At 53.3% G+C, this 22507-nt stretch carries 1 protein-coding gene; it reads right to left on the reverse strand.

The features are described 5' to 3' along the window. Positions 1 to 64: 64 nt before the first annotated feature. Positions 65 to 22414, reverse strand: a complete 22350-nt coding sequence (locus K7B67_RS09240; RefSeq protein ID WP_252180059.1) for a VCBS domain-containing protein — start codon at positions 22412 to 22414, stop codon at positions 65 to 67. Between the last annotated feature and the right edge of the window lie 93 nt (positions 22415 to 22507).

Below are 22507 nucleotides of genomic sequence, written 5' to 3' on the forward strand. Positions count from 1 at the left end.
GATCCGTGAGATCATAGATAGGATCACAAGACGACAAAATGTGCCAATCGAAAAATAACAGGCTTTAGGAGCCATGATCCAAATTATTGTTATCCATAAGGTTGTTAAGAATATCAGCATCACTTCCGCCCAGGGCGAACAGATCAACATCCTTGAACGTAACTTTCTTGGTGACATCACCATTGGCGGTGTCACTGATCTCCATCACGGTATCATTGCCGCTGGCAACAAAATGGAAATGCTCATCAAGGCTGTCACTTGGATCCACCAGGATATCATCCAGCTTCAGCACGTCGCCTTCATCGGTATTGAAATCGGTAATAATCAGCTCGGCAGGGTTTTGCGCTGTGCCGGTGGCATTAAAATCAAAGATATCAGCCCCCAAACCACCAGAAGCAGTGACGTCGTCATGGTCAATGGTGAAAATATCGTCCCCGATATCGCCAATCAGAGTGTCCAAACCGGCACTGGAACTATGGTCAAAGCCTGCCACCCGGTCGCTGATGCTGGCCACATCATTACCACTGCTGTCACTCAGGCTACTGCCGGTGTAGCTGAATAGTAACTGTTCTGAGCTGTCAATCTGGGCGCCATCAAAGGTCACGGTAACTTCCTGGCCGTTTATGGCAACGCCAGTCACCAGACGTGCACTGCCATCAATTTGAACGGTAAAGTCAGAGTTTGAGGGCGAGCCGGAAATGGCTTCGGAGAAGCCCAGCACCAGCTCATTACTGGAAGCCAGAGATGAGGTTAAATCAGGCGCTTTCAGATCCGACTGGGTCACACTGCCTGCAGAGAGCGCATCGGTGGTTGACACGTTGCCCGCCAGATCCTTGATAAACCCGGCGGAGATATCCAGCGCATCATCGCTATAATCACCACCGGAGTTGGTTTCGATACTGTCAGCCTTGGCCGCTGCCAACTCAATAATGAGTTTATTGTTATCCAGCACTTTGGCAGACAACACGTCATCTTCACTGAAGCTCTCGGTCAGTGAGCCGTTGACCTTATAGCTGAGCTTGCTCCAGTCCAGCACCAGCCTTAACTCAGCACTGTCAGCGGCGGTATTGCCACTTAAAATATCATTGAAGTTTGAACCCGACAGCTCCAGCTGATTGGTATCGGGGTCATAACTGGCCGAGGCAATGGTGGTGAGCGGAGCAGTCGTATCGATAATCAGATCTGAACTGTTGTTATCCAGGGAACCTGCTCCTGAAGGTGCTGTCAGGGCGATACTCTGCTCTGAATTGACAGTGATAGCGCCATTAGTCCATGAAGAAGTTGCAGGTTCCTTGAATACTGTATCGATGGGGTTGGACGCCGCAAGGGAGATACTGCCAGTGACATTATCGCCACTCTGAATTGTATAACGGTATAAAAAGCTGTTGTTGTACTCGCCGGATAAGTGGGCATTCGTGTCCAGTACTGCGGTTTGTTGCGTGCCGCCAATATTAAACCGGAGTTCAGGTGTTGTACTGTAGTCAAGTTTAACCACATGGTTGAAATCCACCTGAATCAACAACTCTTCACCGGCTTTATAAGTGTCATTCACAGAGACAACACGAACATCCGTAATTTTGTTACCTTGCCTCCCCTGCGCGGTTGGCGTATCCGTAGGAGAGAGAATTTCCATATCCAGACCGTTTGACGGTGATGAAAAAGAATAGCCGTTGCCAGCACGGTCTACCAGAAACCCTTCTTCAACATGTACAACCATAGTGTCTGGCCAGTCACTGTAGCCCCGGAAGTTTTTTTCAAACGCATCAGCCCCACTCTGGTTCAGGTCTATTTTCATCTCATGATTTATTGATGAGTGCCGTTCAAAACTGCTGGCCGAAAAATCATCTGCCTTGAAATAATGCCGCTCGCCAGTCTCTGTATTTTCAACGTACAGCTTGCTCCAGTCAGGCGTCATCTGGCTGACTTCGTTGGAATTAAGCGCTTGATTACCATCTGAATAAATAAATATCCGGCCCGGCGAATAGCCGTCGCTACCAACCCAGAAGTTAACCGCACCCAGACCCGGTAAGGAAGGGTTGGTTGTATCAACTTCAAGTGCTGCATTGCTTGCCAGTGAGTTGGCCTGAGCCCCCGTCGGAAGGGTGCTAACATCCACTGAATTACCGGCCAGGTCGGTAATGCTGCCGTTGGACAGATCCAGGCTGCTGACATCAAGGTCTGAGCTGTCTTGACCACTGCCAATCGTATAATTGAACACCAGTTTGTCCGTTCCGGCACCACTGGAGTAGGTGGCCTGGCCACCGGTATCCAGGTTAAGGGCTGGAACTCCAGAAATATCAACGGCTTCAGTGAAAGACACCTCAATCTGGATTACCTTGCCCTCGTTGTAAGGGCCGTCGGAGGTCAGGCTGTTGACTGCGGTAATTTCCGGAGCATTAACATCTATGATGGCACTGCCCGTCTGGGCCAGCGCATCGTTACTGTTAACCGGAGGCAGCGTGGCAAGCATGCTGTTCCCTGCGGAATCAAAGACCATGACCCCGGCAGGTATGGTCAGCGCAGAATCTGAAGCGTAGTTAAGCCCCTGGCTGTTTTCACTGTTACCCGCACCAACGGTGTAGACAAACCTTAATATATCGCTACCAGCACCACTGTCGTAGGTGGCTACGGCGCCGTTATTCAGATTCAGCGTTGGGTAGGTGCTGGCATCGGAAGCATCAATACCACTGATGTTCACTGACTCACTGAGCTGAACGAGAATAACCACCTGTTCTCCGGTGATAAATTGACCGGGATCTTCAAGGCGTACCTGCAACACCGTCGGTGCAGCAATGTCGGTGTAATCCAGGGTCAGGTCACTGGTGGCTGCGGCACCTTCGTTACCCGCCAAATCCCTCAGGAATCCTGCCTGGATATCAACGCCATCCTCTGAACCCTTATAGCCAAATATGCCCTCAAGTTCGGTGGCCTTGGCATCAGTTAACTGGATTGACAGGGTATCCGCTCCCGCCAGACGGGCAACCGTCACATCACTGGCAGAGAAGCTGACGTTTTGTGTGATACCGTCATCCTTATCGATATCAATCACCAGCTTGCTCCAGTCCAGCCTGCCTGAAAGATCGGCGGTGGCACTTTCGCTGTTGTTCAGCAGTTGATCAAAATCCGCTCCCTTCAGCAGGAGCTGGTTGTTGTTTTCATCGTAGGCGGCACTGGTGATGGTGGTGGTAGCTGCATCTGTGTCAATAACAATGTCACTGCTACCGGCCAGTGATTCAGTGCTGGCGGTTCCGGGCAATGTCAGGCTGACATTACTGCCTGCACCGTTGACCAGGGAGCCTGCAGAAATGCCGGTACTGAACGTCAGGGAACTGGTATCACGATAGTTAAGGTCATCAATGTTTTCCCCGGCACTCACGGTATGGCGGAACACAAATTCCCTGGTGCCATCGCCTGAGACATAAACGGCATTACCCCCATAAGGATCGGCCTGGGTCGGCTGTCTGTCATTAAGCAACAACAAGAGAGGGTCATTATTAGGGTCGTAATTTTGCAGCGAGACCTTTTCACTGAACCGTACGCGAATCAGAATTTCATCACCGGCCTGATAGCTTCCATCTACGGTGTCGGAGGAAACATTAAGAACCGTAGCGCCGTTGCTGGTGACAGTGACCGCCTGATCCGCAAGAGCATCGGTAGTAGATCGGTTGCCCGCCCGGTCAGCCATAAAGCCTTGACTGATATCCAGTGCTGTGTCCCCTGATACGGTACTGAAACCATTGTTGTCCAGTACCTTGTTGACGCCTTCATCAATAACAATCTCAAGCCGGTTATTGTGAATCTCTACTGAACCAATATCGGAGGCGTCAAGACTGACACTTTCAAAGCTACCATCAGGCTGTTTCAGTTTTATAGAGAGCTTGCTCCAGTCAAACCGTGACAGAGCATCTCCTGTCAGGCTCAAGCCAACGGATTCGCCACTGCCCAATAACGCATCAAAACCACTGCCATTGATGGTCAGTTTTTGATCATTGGCGCCCTCGGGAGCCAGAGTAACCCCGGTAATAGACACATCTGGGGCGGAGCCGTCGATCATGATATCCGCGGTACTGGCCAGCGAATCGCTATTGGCAGCAACAGGAACCGTCAGCACAGCGGCATTGCCCGATAAATCTTTGATGGTGCCACCATTGAGCTGCAGGGCGCTGGCACTCAGTACATCCAGGTCCGGTGCCTCATCCCCTGGCTGAACAGTGTACTCAAACACCAGCTCCTGGGTGCCAGACCCGGAACTGAACCGGGCAACAGAGATATTGTCACCAGTACCCATCAACAGTACCGGTGTACCCGTCACCTCCACGGCTTCATCAAAGCTCACCTGCAAACGGATAACGGAACCCGTTGCGTATTCCCCATCGGCCGTCAGGCTGGTGATACCGTTGACAGAAGGTGCAATACCATCAGGAGGCAGTATGAAGATCTCCACGCCAGCACTGTTGCCATCATTCATGGTGTTACCAGCCGCATCCTGGAAGAAGCCATCACTGGTAATCCGGATCAGATCCATACCTCCCTCATTACCATAGCCTGAAGTGGCACGCATGCTGGAAAGCTTGCTACTGCTGATCTTAATGTTCAATTGTTGATCGTTCACGGCCAGAGCGGAGTCAATATCAGCAGCACTAAAGCTGATATCCGTGTTACTACCGCTACTGTCAACAACCCGCCATGAAAGTTTTGACCAGTCCAGTCTGCCAGTCAGATCGGTATCGGTAGACTCACCTGGTGACAACAGTGAGCTGAAACCATCGCCAGAGAGCGTCAAAATGCCCGCTGAACTGGCTGAGCTGCTGCTCAGTCCTACGGTAGGAGACACCGTATCAATCCTGATGTCGTTTTGTTGGGCCAGGGCTCCGGCTTCATTCAGCTCAGGCAGGAGCAAGTCTGCGTTGTTACCTAAAAGGTCGGTAATCGTACCGCCACCAAGATCCAGTGCGGAGGTGGATAGTGCATTAAGGTCGGCGGACTCATCAGGGTTCGCCACTGTGTAGGTAAATGACAGGACATTCGTTCCTGTCCCACCGCTGTAGGTAGCAAGGCGGTCAATGGTTCCTGTTTCCAGCTGCAGGGTTGGATCCCCTGTCACCTGAACCGGCTCAGAAAACTCTACCTTGACGGTAATGGTGTCACCATCGCGATACCACTGATCCGCGTCATCACTGTAAAGGCGCACGACTTCCGGGTTACCACCGCTGTTGGTCACGTTGTCGACAGAGAAGCTGGCTATCGAAGAAGTGTCATTGCCGACAAGGTCTTCCAGGCGATCATTGTCCAGGGCACTGCCCGCAGCGGGCGGAGTGTAATCCAGGGTGACCGACTGGCCATCTGTAATCGCTTTGGAAAGCGTCAGGGTCAGTTGTTGACCATTGATCGCAAGGCTACTGACCGATTCACTTTGCCCATCCACGACAATACTGAACAGGGAGGGGTTGATGGTGGCATTAGCATTCAATGCCTCACTGAAGCTTAATGTCACAGTGTTACCATCCACCTCGGCGGTGGAGAGGCTGGGTGAAATGGTATCCGTGATATTGCTGACGGTCACGTCGCCATGGTTGAGGGCAGCGGCATCAAAGCCTCGCAAGTCTTCTACCCGATCGTTGTTACTATTGCTGTCAGCACTGGACGGACTGTAGCTGAACGTCACCGACTCCCCATCTGCCACAGGACTGGCCAGCTGCACCGTCACCTGATTGCCACTGATCGTAGCACTGCTGACCAACCTGCTGGTACCCGCTACCTCAACATCCAGAATACCGGTCAGGCTGACACTCTCATTCAGATCCTCTGAGTAAGTCAGGACGAGAGTATCACCTTCTACCACAGCATTGTTGAGAATAGGTACTGAGGTGTCGGTATTATTCTCAACCAGGGCACTGGTGAAATCACTGCTATCATTGCCCTGAGCGTCTTGAACGGGACCGCCCCCATTATTGCTGGCATCCACCACGCTGTAGGACAACTGAACAATATCCGCATCGCCAACCGGGCTGTCCAGGGTGAGTGTCATTCGGCTACCGGAAATACTGACGTTTGATACCGTGCGGCTACCGCCACCCACCAGAGACAGGTTGAAAGCGCTGACATCAGGAACACTGGCGGGATCAAGAGCTTCATTGTAATCAATAATCAGCTGGTCACCCTCTACGGTCATATTCTGGCGGACTGCTGCTGAAACATCAGGTGTCACCGTGGCTGAAAAACCGCTCAATGCCGCAAACGGGTTGATCCCTACTTGTTCCTGAAGAACATTACTGCCCGGCGTGTAATCAAGCGTCAAATTACCCGAGGGACTGACCGCAGTGTCCAGGCTGAGGCGAATCTGGGTATCGTTGAGGTAGGAGATATTTAGAACATTGACGGCACTACCATCAATGGCCACATCAAAGTCAGCCAGGTCAGGAATGCTGTCCCTGTCCATATTTTCACTAAAAGTCAGCACCAGATTCTGGGTGTTGGCCACGATTTCAGCAGAGGACAAGGTGGGGGCGGTACCGGAGAAGATGACGGTTGAAGTATCCGTTGTGGTATTACCAGCACTGTCGGTCTGGGTAACGGTAATGTCCAGTTCGCCGTCAGACAGGCTGCTCACATCCAGAACATTACCAGCCAGACTCCAGGTACCATCTATCTCAACAGAGATGTTTGCAGAAATAGTGGTAGCCGAGGAGTCTTCAATATCGATCTGAATAGTGGCCCCGGGCTCACCGACACCAGAAACCAATACTGCATTCTCCTCGTCAGCACCGATCTGGTCGTCTTCCATCACGGTGTCAATGGCAAGGCTTCGGTTCAGGACTAACTGTCTATCGTTAAACATCTGCTCAATGATTTCCTGATCCGTATTGCCCAGAGACGACAGGTCAGTATTTTCCAGAACTATCTGCTGTACCACTGGGCCACTGGCAGTCGTACTGATATCGATTATGGTATCGCTGCCTTCGATACGAAAATGGATGAACTGGTCAGCAGCCGTGTTTTCCTCACCACTGAGCATGTTGTGCAAATCAAGAATATCGCCACCGGCACCAACGGTAAAATCGGTAATCTTGTCAACAGCTGGAGCACTGGCCGTGCCTTCATTCCCAGCCTGCCAGACCAAACGATCCCGACCTGCACCTGTGGTGATGGTGTCACTGTCGGCACCACCTGTAATGACATCATTACCACTGGAGCCGAAAATCTGGTCCTCACCACTGCCACCATCCAGAATATCCACTTCGGGCAGGACACCCCGAAGGCTGATATTGTTCAGAATGGTTCCCTCTCCATCATTCTGCCCGGCCACTTCCCGAATCATCAGGGTTTGGCGGGAACCGTCACCTGTCACATCAACAGTATGTTCTGCCCAGCTGGTACCGATCGCTATCGTTTTAACATATTGGTCACCCCACCAGATTTCTACATCACCAGAGCCAGCTTTACGTGTGTAAGCCTCAAAAGTCAGGGTATAGATTTCGCCATCCACAGTGTCTACTTGCTGATACATAGCGTCAATGTTGGTGCTATTACCATCCAGCTCCAGCCGGGCAGTATTATCTGTTTTTAGTGGTGCCCAACCAGCCAGTTCTGCATTGTTCTCGGTGGTGAGGCTACTCATGTCAACACCGGTAGAATAATTATTATTGGTTATGCTACTGGTATCCAGATTCCGCCAGTGATCGATCCGCGCCTCTTGCCAACTACCATGGTCAACCTGAACGGAATAATTACTAAAATCGCCATTTTTGATCAAATTACCACTGTCCCCAGAACCATCCGGCAATAAACCCGACAAGACGACATTATTAATGACTGGGCCAGCATTCCCATGACCGGGCTCACGTAACATCAGACTCTGTACCGTGCCATCACCCGTTACTGTGAGTGAAAATGTGTCCCAGTCTGAACTGGCGGTAAATGTTGTGACGTACGAGCCATCCCACCATACCTCTACCTGAGGGTTACTGACACCAGAACGACCAATGCTCTCGAATTCCAGGGTGTAGGTTGCACCATTAACCGTTGTCACTTCCTGCACCAATGAGTCCGGTGTTCCGTCATGCAGGTTTAATTCAACCTGAGGGGTGGGGTCCGAGAGACTGGCGAGAGCACTGGCGTCCCAGGACTTAGAGGTAATCTGTGCCAGGAGTGTTGCATCAACCGTCTCGCTGGTACTGGTGATGGAGGCGGTATTTACGGCTGTCCAGTCATCAAGAATAACGTCGCGATTATTGCCATGATTTGCCTGTGTTGTGTAGTCACTAAAATCGGTGTTATCCAGCAGTTCACCAAATCGTCCACCGGTATTAAGCTGGTTACCTTGAATAATATCATCACCGGCTCCACCACTGATCTGGTCACTGCCCGCTCCACCTTCCATCAGGTCATACCCAGCACCTCCCGACAGGGTATCATCCTCACCGTCTCCGCGAGAGACATCGGCACTATAGCTGGTTGTAGCAAGTATATTATTACTGGCATCTTTGGCGGTCAGACTGATTGATAATGCATCGGAATCCTCCAAAACCAGAGGGGCTGTGTAAGTGAAGTTACCATCACCATCCGCCGTTGCCGTGTAGTTGTTACTGTTGATAGTAAATTCCAGTGAGCTGCCGGGTTGGCCTTTACCACTAATCACTGGTTCAAAATTGCTATTCAGAATAACTGAATCGATTTTTAATGGCGTGACAAAGTCAATACTGTAGATGTTACTTTCCAGAGCGCCATCACTCACCTTAAAGCGAAGAATACCGTGGCGGCTACCGCTTATACTTGCATCCGCAGTAAAGACCAGATTGGAAATATCATTCGCACTGATGACTTGATTAACCGTTACAGGATTACCATTGAGAGATAAAGTACCTGTAGCAGGTAGAGAAGTAACTTCAACTGAAGCAAGGGCACTTCCGGCATCGACATCGCCAAAACCAAACTCTGACTCCGTAAAGGTATGTTGCGCCCCTTCGTGCAGTTTCAGAGTACTACTGGCTGCGGTGGGCGCATCATTACTGCCATCTATAGTGATCACAACAGCGTGGGAAGTTCCATCCGCGGACTGGACAGTAATCGTTTCTGTCAGGCTGTCACCGTCTCCCAGTGCCTGAATCGCTGACTGGTTGTTGTTAGCGGAATAAGTCCAATTGCCATTAGCATCAATGGTCAGATCGCCATAGGTACCAGTGTGGGTGGCTGCAGTGAAGCCGGACTCACCACTATCAGTGTCTGTGGCACTCAGGACACCGGAAGTAGTAAGGGTCGCTCCGGCATCTTCCGTAACAGTGCCTGTGTCGGTGCCCGTGATAACTGCAGCGTCGTTGCTGCCATTAATCGTAATGACGATGTCATGCGTGGTGCCATCCACAGCTCGTACAGTGATTGTTTCGGTCAGACTGTCACCGACTCCCAGAGCCTGAATAGCGGGTTGGCTGCTGTTTGCCGAATAGCTCCAGTTACCATTGGCGTCAATAGTTAGCGAACCGTAATCACGATTGATAGTCTGATTTTGGAAACCAACAACGCTATCATCTATATCAGTCACACTCAGGCTACCGGAAGTGGTTAGAATGTTGCCGACGTCTTCAGTGACGCTGCCGGTGTCTGCACCAGTGATCACCGCAGCATCATCGGTGCCGTTAATGGTAATAACAATATTGTGGCTAGTGCCATCCAGGGACTTCACCATCACCGTCTCGGTCAAAGTGTCACCATCACCCAGTGACTGGATAGCTGACTGACTATTATCCGCTGAGTAGCTCCAGCTGCCATCGGTGTTCATGGTCAGTGAACCATAGGTGCCAGTTATGGTCTCTCCGGTAAAACTCCCTTCGCCGTTATCCACATCGTTCACACTCAGGCTGCCAGTGGCAGTCAGGATATTACCCGCATCTTCAGTGACACTGCCGGTGTCCGTACCATTGATCACCGCCGCATCGTTAGTGCCGGTTATTGTTATGGTCACCTGCTGATCAACGGTACCTCCTTCCCCGTCATTAACAGTGACGGTGTAAGTCTGGGTCAGAGTCTGACCGGCACCCAGGTAATCAATGTCGGCATCATTAACACTGAAACTCCAGTCGATACGGCCGCTGCCATCGCCCTGGGTGTCGTCCGCCACGGTCGCCGTCAAACTACCCAAGTAGCCATTGGCTCCGGCACTGACGCTGACAGTCTGCTGGTCTGAAAAATCAACATCGGCAATGGTGAACGAGCCAGTGTCAGTCAGACTGTTGCTGTTTTCACCGGCACCACCGTCGACAATCTCGGTGACCGCCCCGGCAACATCGGTGGCACTCGTGATAGTAGGTGCATCGTTGGTGCCGGTTATTGTGATAGTCACCTGCTGATCGACAGTACCGCCTTTGCCGTCATCAACAGTCACGGTGTAAGTTTGGTTCAGTGTCTCACCTGCACTTAGGTAATCGACGTCGGCATCATCGACACTGAAACTCCAGTCGATCCGGCCGCTGCCGTCACCCTGGGTATCATCAGCAACGGTAGCTGTCAGGCTGCCAAGGTAACCGTTGGCTCCAGCACTGACACTGACGCTCTGCTGGTCATTTAGATCAACATCGGCGATGGTGAAGGAGCCATTGTCGGTCAGGGTGTTGCTGTTCTCACCGACACCACCATCGACAATCTCAGTGACCATCCCGGCGACATCGGTGGCACTGCTAATAGTTGGTGCATCATTAGTACCGGTCAGGGTGATGGTCACCTGCTGATCGACAGTACCGCCTTTGCCGTCATCAACAGTCACGGTGTAAGTTTGGTTCAGTGTCTCACCTGCACTTAGGTAATCGACGTCGGCATCATCGACACTGAAACTCCAGTCGATCCGGCCGCTGCCGTCACCCTGGGTATCATCAGCAACGGTAGCTGTCAGGCTGCCAAGGTAACCGTTGGCTCCAGCACTGACACTGACGCTCTGCTGGTCATTTAGATCAACATCGGCGATGGTGAAGGAGCCATTGTCGGTCAGGGTGTTGCTGTTCTCACCGACACCACCATCGACAATCTCAGTGACCATCCCGGCGACATCGGTGGCACTGCTAATAGTTGGTGCATCATTAGTACCGGTCAGGGTGATGGTCACTTGCTGATCGACAGTACCGCCTTTGCCGTCATCAACAGTCACGGTGTAAGTTTGGTTCAGTGTCTCACCTGCACTTAGGTAATCGACGTCGGCATCATCAACACTGAAACTCCAGTCGATCCGGCCGCTGCCGTCACCCTGGGTGTCATCCGCTACGGTAGCTGTCAGGCTGCCAAGGTAACCGTTGGCTCCAGCACTGACGCTGACAGTCTGCTGGTCATTCAGATCAACATCGGCGATGGTGAAGGAGCCATTGTCAGTCAGGGTATTGCTGTTCTCACCGGCGCCACCATCGACAATCTCAGTGACCATCCCGGCGACATCGGTGGCACTGGTGATAGTAGGTGCATCGTTGGTACCGGTTATTGTGATAGTCACCTGCTGATCAACGGTACCACCTTCCCCGTCATTAACAGTGACGGTGTAAGTCTGGTTTAAGGTTTCACCGGCACTCAGGTAATCAATGTCGGCATCATCAACACTGAAACTCCAGTCGATCCGGCCACTGCCGTCACCCTGGGTGTCATCCGCCACGGTAGCCGTCAGGCTGCCAAGGTAACCGTTGGCTCCAGCACTGACGCTGACCGTCTGCTGGTCTGAAAGATCGACATCAGCAATGGTGAACGAGCCGGTGTCAGTCAGGCTGTTGCTGTTTTCACCGGCACCACCGTCGACAATCTCGGTGACCGCCCCGGCAACATCGGTGGCACTGGTGATAGTAGGTGCATCGTTGGTACCGGTTATTGTGATAGTCACCTGCTGATCAACGGTACCACCTTCCCCGTCATTAACAGTGACGGTGTAAGTCTGGTTTAAGGTTTCACCGGCACTCAGGTAATCAATGTCGGCATCATCAACACTGAAACTCCAGTCGATCCGGCCGCTGCCATCACCCTGGGTGTCATCCGCCACGGTAGCCGTCAGGCTACCCAGATAACCATTGGCTCCGGCACTGACGCTGACCGTCTGCTGGTCTGAAAGATCGACATCAGCAATGGTGAACGAGCCGGTGTCAGTCAGGCTGTTGCTGTTTTCACCGGCACCACCGTCGACAATCTCGGTGACCGCCCCGGCAACATCGGTGGCACTCGTGATAGTAGGTGCATCGTTGGTGCCGGTTATTGTGATAGTCACCTGCTGATCAACGGTACCACCTTCCCCGTCATTAACAGTGACGGTGTAAGTCTGGTTTAAGGTTTCACCGGCACTCAGGTAATCAATGTCGGCATCATCAACACTGAAACTCCAGTCGATCCGGCCGCTGCCATCACCCTGGGTGTCGTCTACCACGGTAGCCGTCAGGCTGCCCAGATAACCATTGGCTCCGGCACTGACGCTGACCGTCTGCTGGTCTGAAAGATCGACATCAGCAATGGTGAACGAGCCGGTGTCAGTCAGGCTGTTGCTGTTTTCACCGGCACCACCGTCGACAATCTCGGTGACCGCCCCGGCAACATCGGTGGCACTCGTGATAGTAGGTGCATCGTTGGTGCCGGTTATTGTGATAGTCACCTGCTGATCAACGGTACCACCTTCCCCGTCATTAACAGTGACGGTGTAAGTCTGGTTTAAGGTTTCACCGGCACTCAGGTAATCAATGTCGGCATCATCAACACTGAAACTCCAGTCGATCCGGCCACTGCCGTCACCCTGGGTGTCATCCGCCACGGTAGCCGTCAGGCTACCCAGATAACCATTGGCTCCGGCACTGACGCTGACCGTCTGCTGGTCTGAAAGATCGACATCAGCAATGGTGAACGAGCCGGTGTCAGTCAGGCTGTTGCTGTTTTCACCGGCACCACCGTCGACAATCTCGGTGACCGCCCCGGCAACATCGGTGGCACTCGTGATAGTAGGTGCATCGTTGGTGCCGGTTATTGTGATAGTCACCTGCTGATCAACGGTACCACCTTCCCCGTCATTAACAGTGACGGTGTAAGTCTGGTTTAAGGTTTCACCGGCACTCAGGTAATCAATGTCGGCATCATCAACACTGAAGCTCCAGTCGATCCGGCCGTTGCCATCACCCTGGGTGTCATCCGCCACGGTAGCCGTCAGGCTACCCAGATAACCATTGGCTCCGGCACTGACGCTGACCGTCTGCTGGTCTGAAAGATCGACATCAGCAATGGTGAACGAGCCGGTGTCAGTCAGGCTGTTGCTGTTTTCACCGGCACCACCGTCGACAATCTCGGTGACCGCCCCGGCAACATCGGTGGCACTCGTGATAGTAGGTGCATCGTTGGTGCCGGTTATTGTGATAGTCACCTGCTGATCAACGGTACCACCTTCCCCGTCATTAACAGTGACGGTGTAAGTCTGGTTTAAGGTTTCACCGGCACTCAGGTAATCAATGTCGGCATCATCAACACTGAAACTCCAGTCGATCCGGCCGCTGCCATCACCCTGGGTGTCGTCTACCACGGTAGCCGTCAGGCTGCCCAGATAACCGTTGGCTCCAGCACTGACACTGACACTCTGCTGGTCATTCAGATCAACATCGGCGATGGTGAAGGAGCCATTGTCAGTCAGGGTATTGCTGTTCTCACCGGCACCACCATCGACAATCTCAGTGACCATCCCGGCGACATCGGTGGCACTGCTAATAGTTGGTGCATCATTAGTACCGGTCAGGGTGATAGTCACCTGCTGATCGACGGTACCGCCTTCGCCATCGTCAACAGTGACGGTGTAAGTTTGGGTCAGGGTCTGACCGGCAGCCAGGTGATCGACGTCGGCATCATCAACACTGAAACTCCAGTCGATCCGGCCACTGCCGTCACCCTGGGTATCATCGGCTACGGTAGCAGTGAGGCTGCCAAGGTAACCGTTGGCTCCAGCACTGACACTGACACTCTGCTGGTCATTCAGATCAACATCGGCGATGGTGAAGGAGCCATTGTCGGTCAGGGTATTGCTGTTCTCACCGGCGCCACCATCGACAATCTCGGTGACCATCCCGGCGACATCGGTGACACTGCTAATAGTTGGTGCATCATTAGTACCGGTCAGGGTGATGGTCACTTGCTGATCGACAGTACCGCCTTTGCCATCATTAACAGTCACGGTGTAAGTTTGGTTCAGTGTCTCACCTGCACTTAGGTAATCGACGTCGGCATCATCAACACTGAAACTCCAGTCGATCCGGCCGCTGCCATCACCCTGGGTGTCATCCGCCACGGTAGCCGTCAGGCTACCCAGATAACCATTGGCTCCGGCACTGACGCTGACCGTCTGCTGGTCTGAAAGATCGACATCAGCAATGGTGAACGAGCCGGTGTCAGTCAGGCTGTTGCTGTTTTCACCGGCACCACCGTCGACAATCTCGGTGACCGCCCCGGCAACATCGGTGGCACTGGTGATAGTAGGTGCATCGTTGGTGCCGGTTATTGTGATAGTCACCTGCTGATCAACGGTACCACCTTCCCCGTCATTAACAGTGACGGTGTAAGTCTGGTTTAAGGTTTCACCGGCACTCAGGTAATCAATGTCGGCATCATCAACACTGAAGCTCCAGTCGATCCGGCCGTTGCCATCACCCTGGGTGTCATCCGCCACGGTAGCCGTCAGGCTACCCAGATAACCATTGGCTCCGGCACTGACGCTGACCGTCTGCTGGTCTGAAAGATCGACATCAGCAATGGTGAACGAGCCGGTGTCAGTCAGGCTGTTGCTGTTTTCACCGGCACCACCGTCGACAATCTCGGTGACCGCCCCGGCAATATCGGTGGCACTGGTGATAGTAGGTGCATCGTTGGTACCGGTTATTGTGATAGTCACCTGCTGATCAACGGTACCACCTTCCCCGTCATTAACAGTGACGGTGTAAGTCTGGTTTAAGGTTTCACCGGCACTCAGGTAATCAATGTCGGCATCATCAACACTGAAACTCCAGTCGATCCGGCCGCTGCCATCACCCTGGGTGTCGTCTACCACGGTAGCCGTCAGGCTGCCCAGATAACCGTTGGCTCCGGCACTGACGCTGACCGTCTGCTGGTCTGAAAGATCGACATCAGCAATGGTGAACGAGCCGGTGTCAGTCAGGCTGTTGCTGTTTTCACCGGCACCACCGTCGACAATCTCGGTGACCGCCCCGGCAACATCGGTGGCACTCGTGATAGTAGGTGCATCGTTGGTGCCGGTTATTGTGATAGTCACCTGCTGATCAACGGTACCACCTTCCCCGTCATTAACAGTGACGGTGTAAGTCTGGTTTAAGGTTTCACCGGCACTCAGGTAATCAATGTCGGCATCATCAACACTGAAGCTCCAGTCGATCCGGCCGTTGCCATCACCCTGGGTGTCATCCGCCACGGTAGCCGTCAGGCTACCCAGATAACCATTGGCTCCGGCACTGACGCTGACCGTCTGCTGGTCTGAAAGATCGACATCAGCAATGGTGAACGAGCCGGTGTCAGTCAGGCTGTTGCTGTTTTCACCGGCACCACCGTCGACAATCTCGGTGACCGCCCCGGCAACATCGGTGGCACTCGTGATAGTAGGTGCATCGTTGGTGCCGGTTATTGTGATAGTCACCTGCTGATCAACGGTACCACCTTCCCCGTCATTAACAGTGACGGTGTAAGTCTGGTTTAAGGTTTCACCGGCACTCAGGTAATCAATGTCGGCATCATCAACACTGAAGCTCCAGTCGATCCGGCCGCTGCCATCACCCTGGGTGTCGTCTGCCACGGTAGCCGTCAGGCTGCCCAGATAACCGTTGGCTCCAGCACTGACACTGACACTCTGCTGGTCATTCAGATCAACATCGGCGATGGTGAATGAGCCATTGTCGGTCAGGGTGTTGCTGTTCTCACCGGCGCCACCATCGACAATCTCGGTGACCATCCCGGCAACATCGGTGGCACTGCTGATAGTTGGTGCATCATTAGTACCGGTCAGGGTGATGGTCACTTGCTGATCGACAGTACCGCCTTTGCCGTCATCAACAGTTACGGTGTAGGTTTGGGTCAGAGTCTCGCCGACGCCCAGATAGTCAATGTCGGCATCATCGACACTGAAACTCCAGTCGATCCGGCCGCTGCCGTCACCCTGGGTGTCATCCGCTACGGTAGCGGTGAGGCTGCCAAGGTAACCGTTGGCTCCAGCACTGACACTGACGCTCTGCTGGTCATTCAGATCAACATCGGCGATGGTGAAGGAGCCATTGTCGGTCAGGGTGTTGCTGTTCTCACCGGCGCCACCATCGACAATCTCGGTGACCATCCCGGCAACATCGGTGGCACTGCTGATAGTTGGTGCATCATTAGTACCGGTCAGGGTGATGGTCACTTGCTGATCGACAGTACCGCCTTTGCCGTCATCAACAGTCACGGTGTAGGTTTGGTTCAGTGTCTCTCCTGCACTTAGGTAATCGACGTCGGCATCATCAACACTGAAACTCCAGTCGATCCGGCCGCTGCCGTCACCCTGGGTATCATCAGCAACGGTAGCTGTCAGGCTGCCAAGGTAACCGTTGGCTCCAGCACTGACACTGACGCTCTGCTGATCACTCAGATCAACATCAGCGATGGTGAAGGAGCCATTGTCGGTCAGGGTGTTGCTGTTCTCACCGGCGCCACCATCGACAATCTCAGTGACCATCCCGGCGACATCGGTGGCACTGCTGATAGTTGGTGCATCATTGGTACCGGTCAGAGTAATGGTCACTTGCTGATCGACAGTACCGCCTTTGCCGTCATCAACAGTCACGGTGTAGGTTTGGTTCAGTGTCTCTCCTGCACTTAGGTAATCGACGTCGGCATCATCGACACTGAAACTCCAGTCGATCCGGCCGCTGCCGTCACCCTGGGTGTCATCCGCTACGGTAGCGGTGAGACTGCCAAGGTAACCGTTGGCTCCAGCACTGACACTGACGCTCTGCTGATCACTCAGATCAACATCAGCGATGGTGAAAGAGCCATTGTCGGTCAGGGTGTTGCTGTTCTCACCGGCACCACCATCGACAATCTCGGTGACCATCCCGGCGACATCGGTGGCACTGCTGATAGTTGGTGCATCATTAGTACCGGTCAGGGTGATGGTCACTTGCTGATCGACAGTACCGCCTTTGCCGTCATCAACAGTTACGGTGTAGGTTTGGGTCAGAGTCTCGCCGACGCCCAGATAGTCAATGTCGGCATCATCGACACTGAAACTCCAGTCGATCCGGCCGCTGCCGTCACCCTGGGTGTCATCCGCTACGGTAGCGGTGAGGCTGCCAAGGTAACCGTTGGCTCCAGCACTGACACTGACGCTCTGCTGGTCATTCAGATCAACATCGGCGATGGTGAAGGAGCCATTGTCGGTCAGGGTGTTGCTGTTCTCACCGGCGCCACCATCGACAATCTCGGTGACCATCCCGGCAACATCGGTGGCACTGCTGATAGTTGGTGCATCATTAGTACCGGTCAGGGTGATGGTCACTTGCTGATCGACAGTACCGCCTTTGCCGTCATCAACAGTCACGGTGTAGGTTTGGTTCAGTGTCTCTCCTGCACTTAGGTAATCGACGTCGGCATCATCAACACTGAAACTCCAGTCGATCCGGCCGCTGCCGTCACCCTGGGTATCATCAGCAACGGTAGCTGTCAGGCTGCCAAGGTAACCGTTGGCTCCAGCACTGACACTGACGCTCTGCTGATCACTCAGATCAACATCAGCGATGGTGAAGGAGCCATTGTCGGTCAGGGTGTTGCTGTTCTCACCGGCGCCACCATCGACAATCTCAGAGACCATCCCGGCGACATCGGTGGCACTGCTGATAGTTGGTGCATCATTGGTACCGGTCAGAGTAATGGTCACTTGCTGATCGACAGTACCGCCTTTGCCGTCATCAACAGTCACGGTGTAGGTTTGGTTCAGTGTCTCTCCTGCACTTAGGTAATCGACGTCGGCATCATCGACACTGAAACTCCAGTCTATCCGGCCGCTGCCGTCACCCTGGGTGTCATCCGCTACGGTAGCGGTGAGACTGCCAAGGTAACCGTTGGCTCCAGCACTGACACTGACGCTCTGCTGATCACTCAGATCAACATCAGCGATGGTGAAAGAGCCATTGTCGGTCAGGGTGTTGCTGTTCTCACCGGCACCACCATCGACAATCTCGGTGACCATCCCGGCGACATCGGTGGCACTGCTGATAGTTGGTGCATCATTAGTACCGGTCAGGGTGATGGTCACTTGCTGATCGACAGTACCGCCTTTGCCGTCATCAACAGTTACAGTGTAGGTTTGGGTCAGAGTCTCTCCTGCACTTAGGTAATCGACGTCGGCATCATCGACACTGAAACTCCAGTCGATCCGGCCGCTGCCGTCACCCTGGGTGTCATCCGCTACGGTAGCGGTGAGGCTGCCCATGTATCCGTTGGCACTGGCACTGACACTGACGCTCTGCTGATCACTCAGATCAACATCGGCGATGGTGAAGGAGCCATTGTCGGTCAGGGTGTTGCTGTTCTCACCGGCGCCACCATCGACAATCTCAGTGACCATCCCGGCGACATCGGTGGCACTGCTGATAGTTGGTGCATCATTAGTACCGGTCAGAGTAATGGTCACTTGCTGATCGACAGTACCGCCTTTGCCGTCATCAACAGTCACGGTGTAGGTTTGGTTCAGTGTCTCACCTGCACTTAGGTAATCGACGTCGGCATCATCGACACTGAAACTCCAGTCGATCCGGCCGCTGCCGTCACCCTGGGTGTCATCCGCTACGGTAGCGGTGAGGCTGCCCAGGTATCCGTTGGCACTGGCGCTGACACTGACGCTCTGCTGATCATTCAGATCAACATCGGCAATGGTGAAGGAGCCATTGTCGGTCAGGGTGTTGCTGTTCTCACCGGCGCCACCATCGACAATCTCGGTGACCATCCCGGCGACATCGGTGGCACTGCTGATAGTTGGTGCATCATTGGTACCGGTCAGAGTAATGGTCACTTGCTGATCGACAGTACCGCCTTTGCCGTCATCAACAGTCACGGTGTAGGTTTGGTTCAGTGTCTCTCCTGCACTTAGGTAATCGACGTCGGCATCATCGACACTGAAACTCCAGTCGATCCGGCCGCTGCCGTCACCCTGGGTGTCATCCGCTACGGTAGCGGTGAGGCTGCCCAGGTATCCGTTGGCACTGGCGCTGACACTGACGCTCTGCTGATCATTCAGATCAACATCGGCAATGGTGAAGGAGCCATTGTCGGTCAGGGTGTTGCTGTTCTCACCGGCGCCACCATCGACAATCTCGGTGACCATCCCGGCGACATCGGTGGCACTGCTGATAGTTGGTGCATCATTAGTACCGGTCAGGGTGATGGTCACTTGCTGATCGACAGTACCGCCTTTGCCGTCATCAACAGTCACGGTGTAGGTTTGGTTCAGTGTCTCTCCTGCACTTAGGTAATCGACGTCGGCATCATCAACACTGAAACTCCAGTCGATCCGGCCGCTGCCGTCACCCTGGGTGTCATCCGCTACGGTAGCGGTGAGGCTGCCAAGGTAACCGTTGGCTCCAGCACTGACACTGACGCTCTGCTGGTCACTCAGATCAACATCGGCAATGGTGAAGGAGCCATTGTCGGTCAGGGTGTTGCTGTTCTCACCGGCGCCACCATCGACAATCTCAGTGACCATCCCGGCAACATCGGTGGCACTGCTGATAGTTGGTGCATCATTAGTACCGGTCAGGGTGATGGTCACTTGCTGATCGACAGTACCGCCTTTGCCGTCATCAACAGTTACGGTGTAGGTTTGGGTCAGAGTCTCGCCGACGCCCAGATAGTCAATGTCGGCATCATCGACACTGAAACTCCAGTCGATCCGGCCGCTGCCGTCACCCTGGGTGTCATCCGCTACGGTAGCGGTGAGGCTGCCAAGGTAACCGTTGGCTCCAGCACTGACACTGACGCTCTGCTGGTCATTCAGATCAACATCGGCGATGGTGAAGGAGCCATTGTCGGTCAGGGTGTTGCTGTTCTCACCGGCGCCACCATCGACAATCTCGGTGACCATCCCGGCAACATCGGTGGCACTGCTGATAGTTGGTGCATCATTAGTACCGGTCAGGGTGATGGTCACTTGCTGATCGACAGTACCGCCTTTGCCGTCATCAACAGTCACGGTGTAGGTTTGGTTCAGTGTCTCTCCTGCACTTAGGTAATCGACGTCGGCATCATCAACACTGAAACTCCAGTCGATCCGGCCGCTGCCGTCACCCTGGGTATCATCAGCAACGGTAGCTGTCAGGCTGCCAAGGTAACCGTTGGCTCCAGCACTGACACTGACGCTCTGCTGATCACTCAGATCAACATCAGCGATGGTGAAGGAGCCATTGTCGGTCAGGGTGTTGCTGTTCTCACCGGCGCCACCATCGACAATCTCAGTGACCATCCCGGCGACATCGGTGGCACTGCTGATAGTTGGTGCATCATTGGTACCGGTCAGAGTAATGGTCACTTGCTGATCGACAGTACCGCCTTTGCCGTCATCAACAGTCACGGTGTAGGTTTGGTTCAGTGTCTCTCCTGCACTTAGGTAATCGACGTCGGCATCATCGACACTGAAACTCCAGTCGATCCGGCCGCTGCCGTCACCCTGGGTATCATCAGCAACGGTAGCTGTCAGGCTGCCAAGGTAACCGTTGGCTCCAGCACTGACACTGACGCTCTGCTGGTCACTCAGATCAACATCAGTAATGGTAAAGGAACCAGTGTCGGTCAGACTGGTGCCGTTCTCCCCGGCATCGCCGTCCATAATTTCAGAGACAGTCCCGGCCACATCGGTGGCACTGGTGATGGTGGGTGCATCGTTGAGGCCTTCAATTGTCATTGAGGCAGTCTGGTTAACGGTTCCTCCTCGACCGTCGTCAACTTGATAGCTGTACTCAACTGTTTCCGACTCTCCTGCCGCCAAATGCTGATAGGCGGACGAATCCAGAGATAGGCTGTTGCCATCTTCCGAGATGCTTATGCCAACTGGATCACCAGCAGTGAGTCGGAGGCTCATAACACTTAAAGTATCTGTCTGATCCACATCGCTGGCGCCTGCCAACAAATCAATGTTCTGTAATGGCGAGTCCTGGTCAGTCCTCAACAAAATTGCATCTTGAACCACGGGGTCATCATTACTTCCTGCCAGTGTGATGCTGGCGGTTTGAATCGTAAAATCTCCCTGCGAATCCGTTACGCGGTATTCGTAGGTAATGGTTTCCGTCTCTCCAACGGCCAGGTACTTATAGGCTTCCGGATCAATAATCACCTCTGAGCCATCTTCAGCCACGCTAACACCAGCCTCATTACCAGAAACCAGACGAAGGCCAGTAACAGACAGATCATCGTTAAGGTCTGTATCACTGGCGTTCTTTAAAAGGTTTAAGCTAATACCGGAATCATTCTGGTTGACATCAAGAGCAATCGGGGCATCTACTTCAGGTGTATCGTTAACACCTTCTACCGTGATATCTACGGATGCCTGACTTCTGTTCCCCTGTGAATTGATAACCTCGAAAACAAAAGTAACCGTCTGGTTTTCACCCGCAGCCAGATAATCAAACTCTGCCCCTGGTTTGAACTCAAAAGAGCCATCACTATCAATATTGATTGAGCCTGCTTCTGGTGCAGATATCAGTGAGTAGGTGAGTGCGCCACCACCGGCATCCGTCGCAGACAGCTGCCCCTGCAGAACCGGCGCATCTTCACTACCAACCATTGAAGATACTTGAGCGACAGGCTGGTACGAAACGACAACAGGCTCTGCCGACCCCGCTTCACTCTCAGCCCTCTCTGCCTCCTGCTGTCGCTGAACAATGTTGCTGCTAGCAGACCTGCTGTTGGCATTCAGGATCTCTGAAGACTCGACCACTGAATCCTGATCTGCCTGATCATCGCTTTCAAGGGTAATAACAGGCATATCCGGAGGTGCGAGTCTGGACTCTGTCTGTTCAGAGCCTGGCTCTTCTGAAGCTTTTTCTTCTACCGCTGGAGTTTCTGCCACGGAAGCGGGGTCAACCCCTTCGGTAATGGCATCCCGCCCCTCTTCATCAGCTTGATTTTCATCAGCCTGTTCTTCATCATCTTCAGAGCTCTGGCCGGACAACACACTGTCGGTCAGTGTAAGTGGTTGCTGTCCACTCAGCTCCAGAACCTGATTATTCGCTGTCGTAATGACAACAGGCTCACCGTTTTCCGATACCACCCGATCATTAAGAAAAACCTTATCTCCTGGTTCAAGAATTACCTGAGTTCCATCCGGCTTTATGGCAATAACCTTACCTGATGCCGCAGTGATCTCACCAATGGCGGGTGTAGAATTTCCTGAGCTGGAATTCATATTTTTGTACTCTCTCCGAATCCTGAGGGAGCAGCGGAAAATCGACTTAGGTACTGTGCGGTCAATGCAAACACAGAATAAAGCGAATTCCTT

It is taken from the genome of Endozoicomonas sp. 4G (assembly GCF_023822025.1).
In the GTDB taxonomy this organism is placed as follows: Bacteria; Pseudomonadota; Gammaproteobacteria; order Pseudomonadales; family Endozoicomonadaceae; genus Endozoicomonas_A.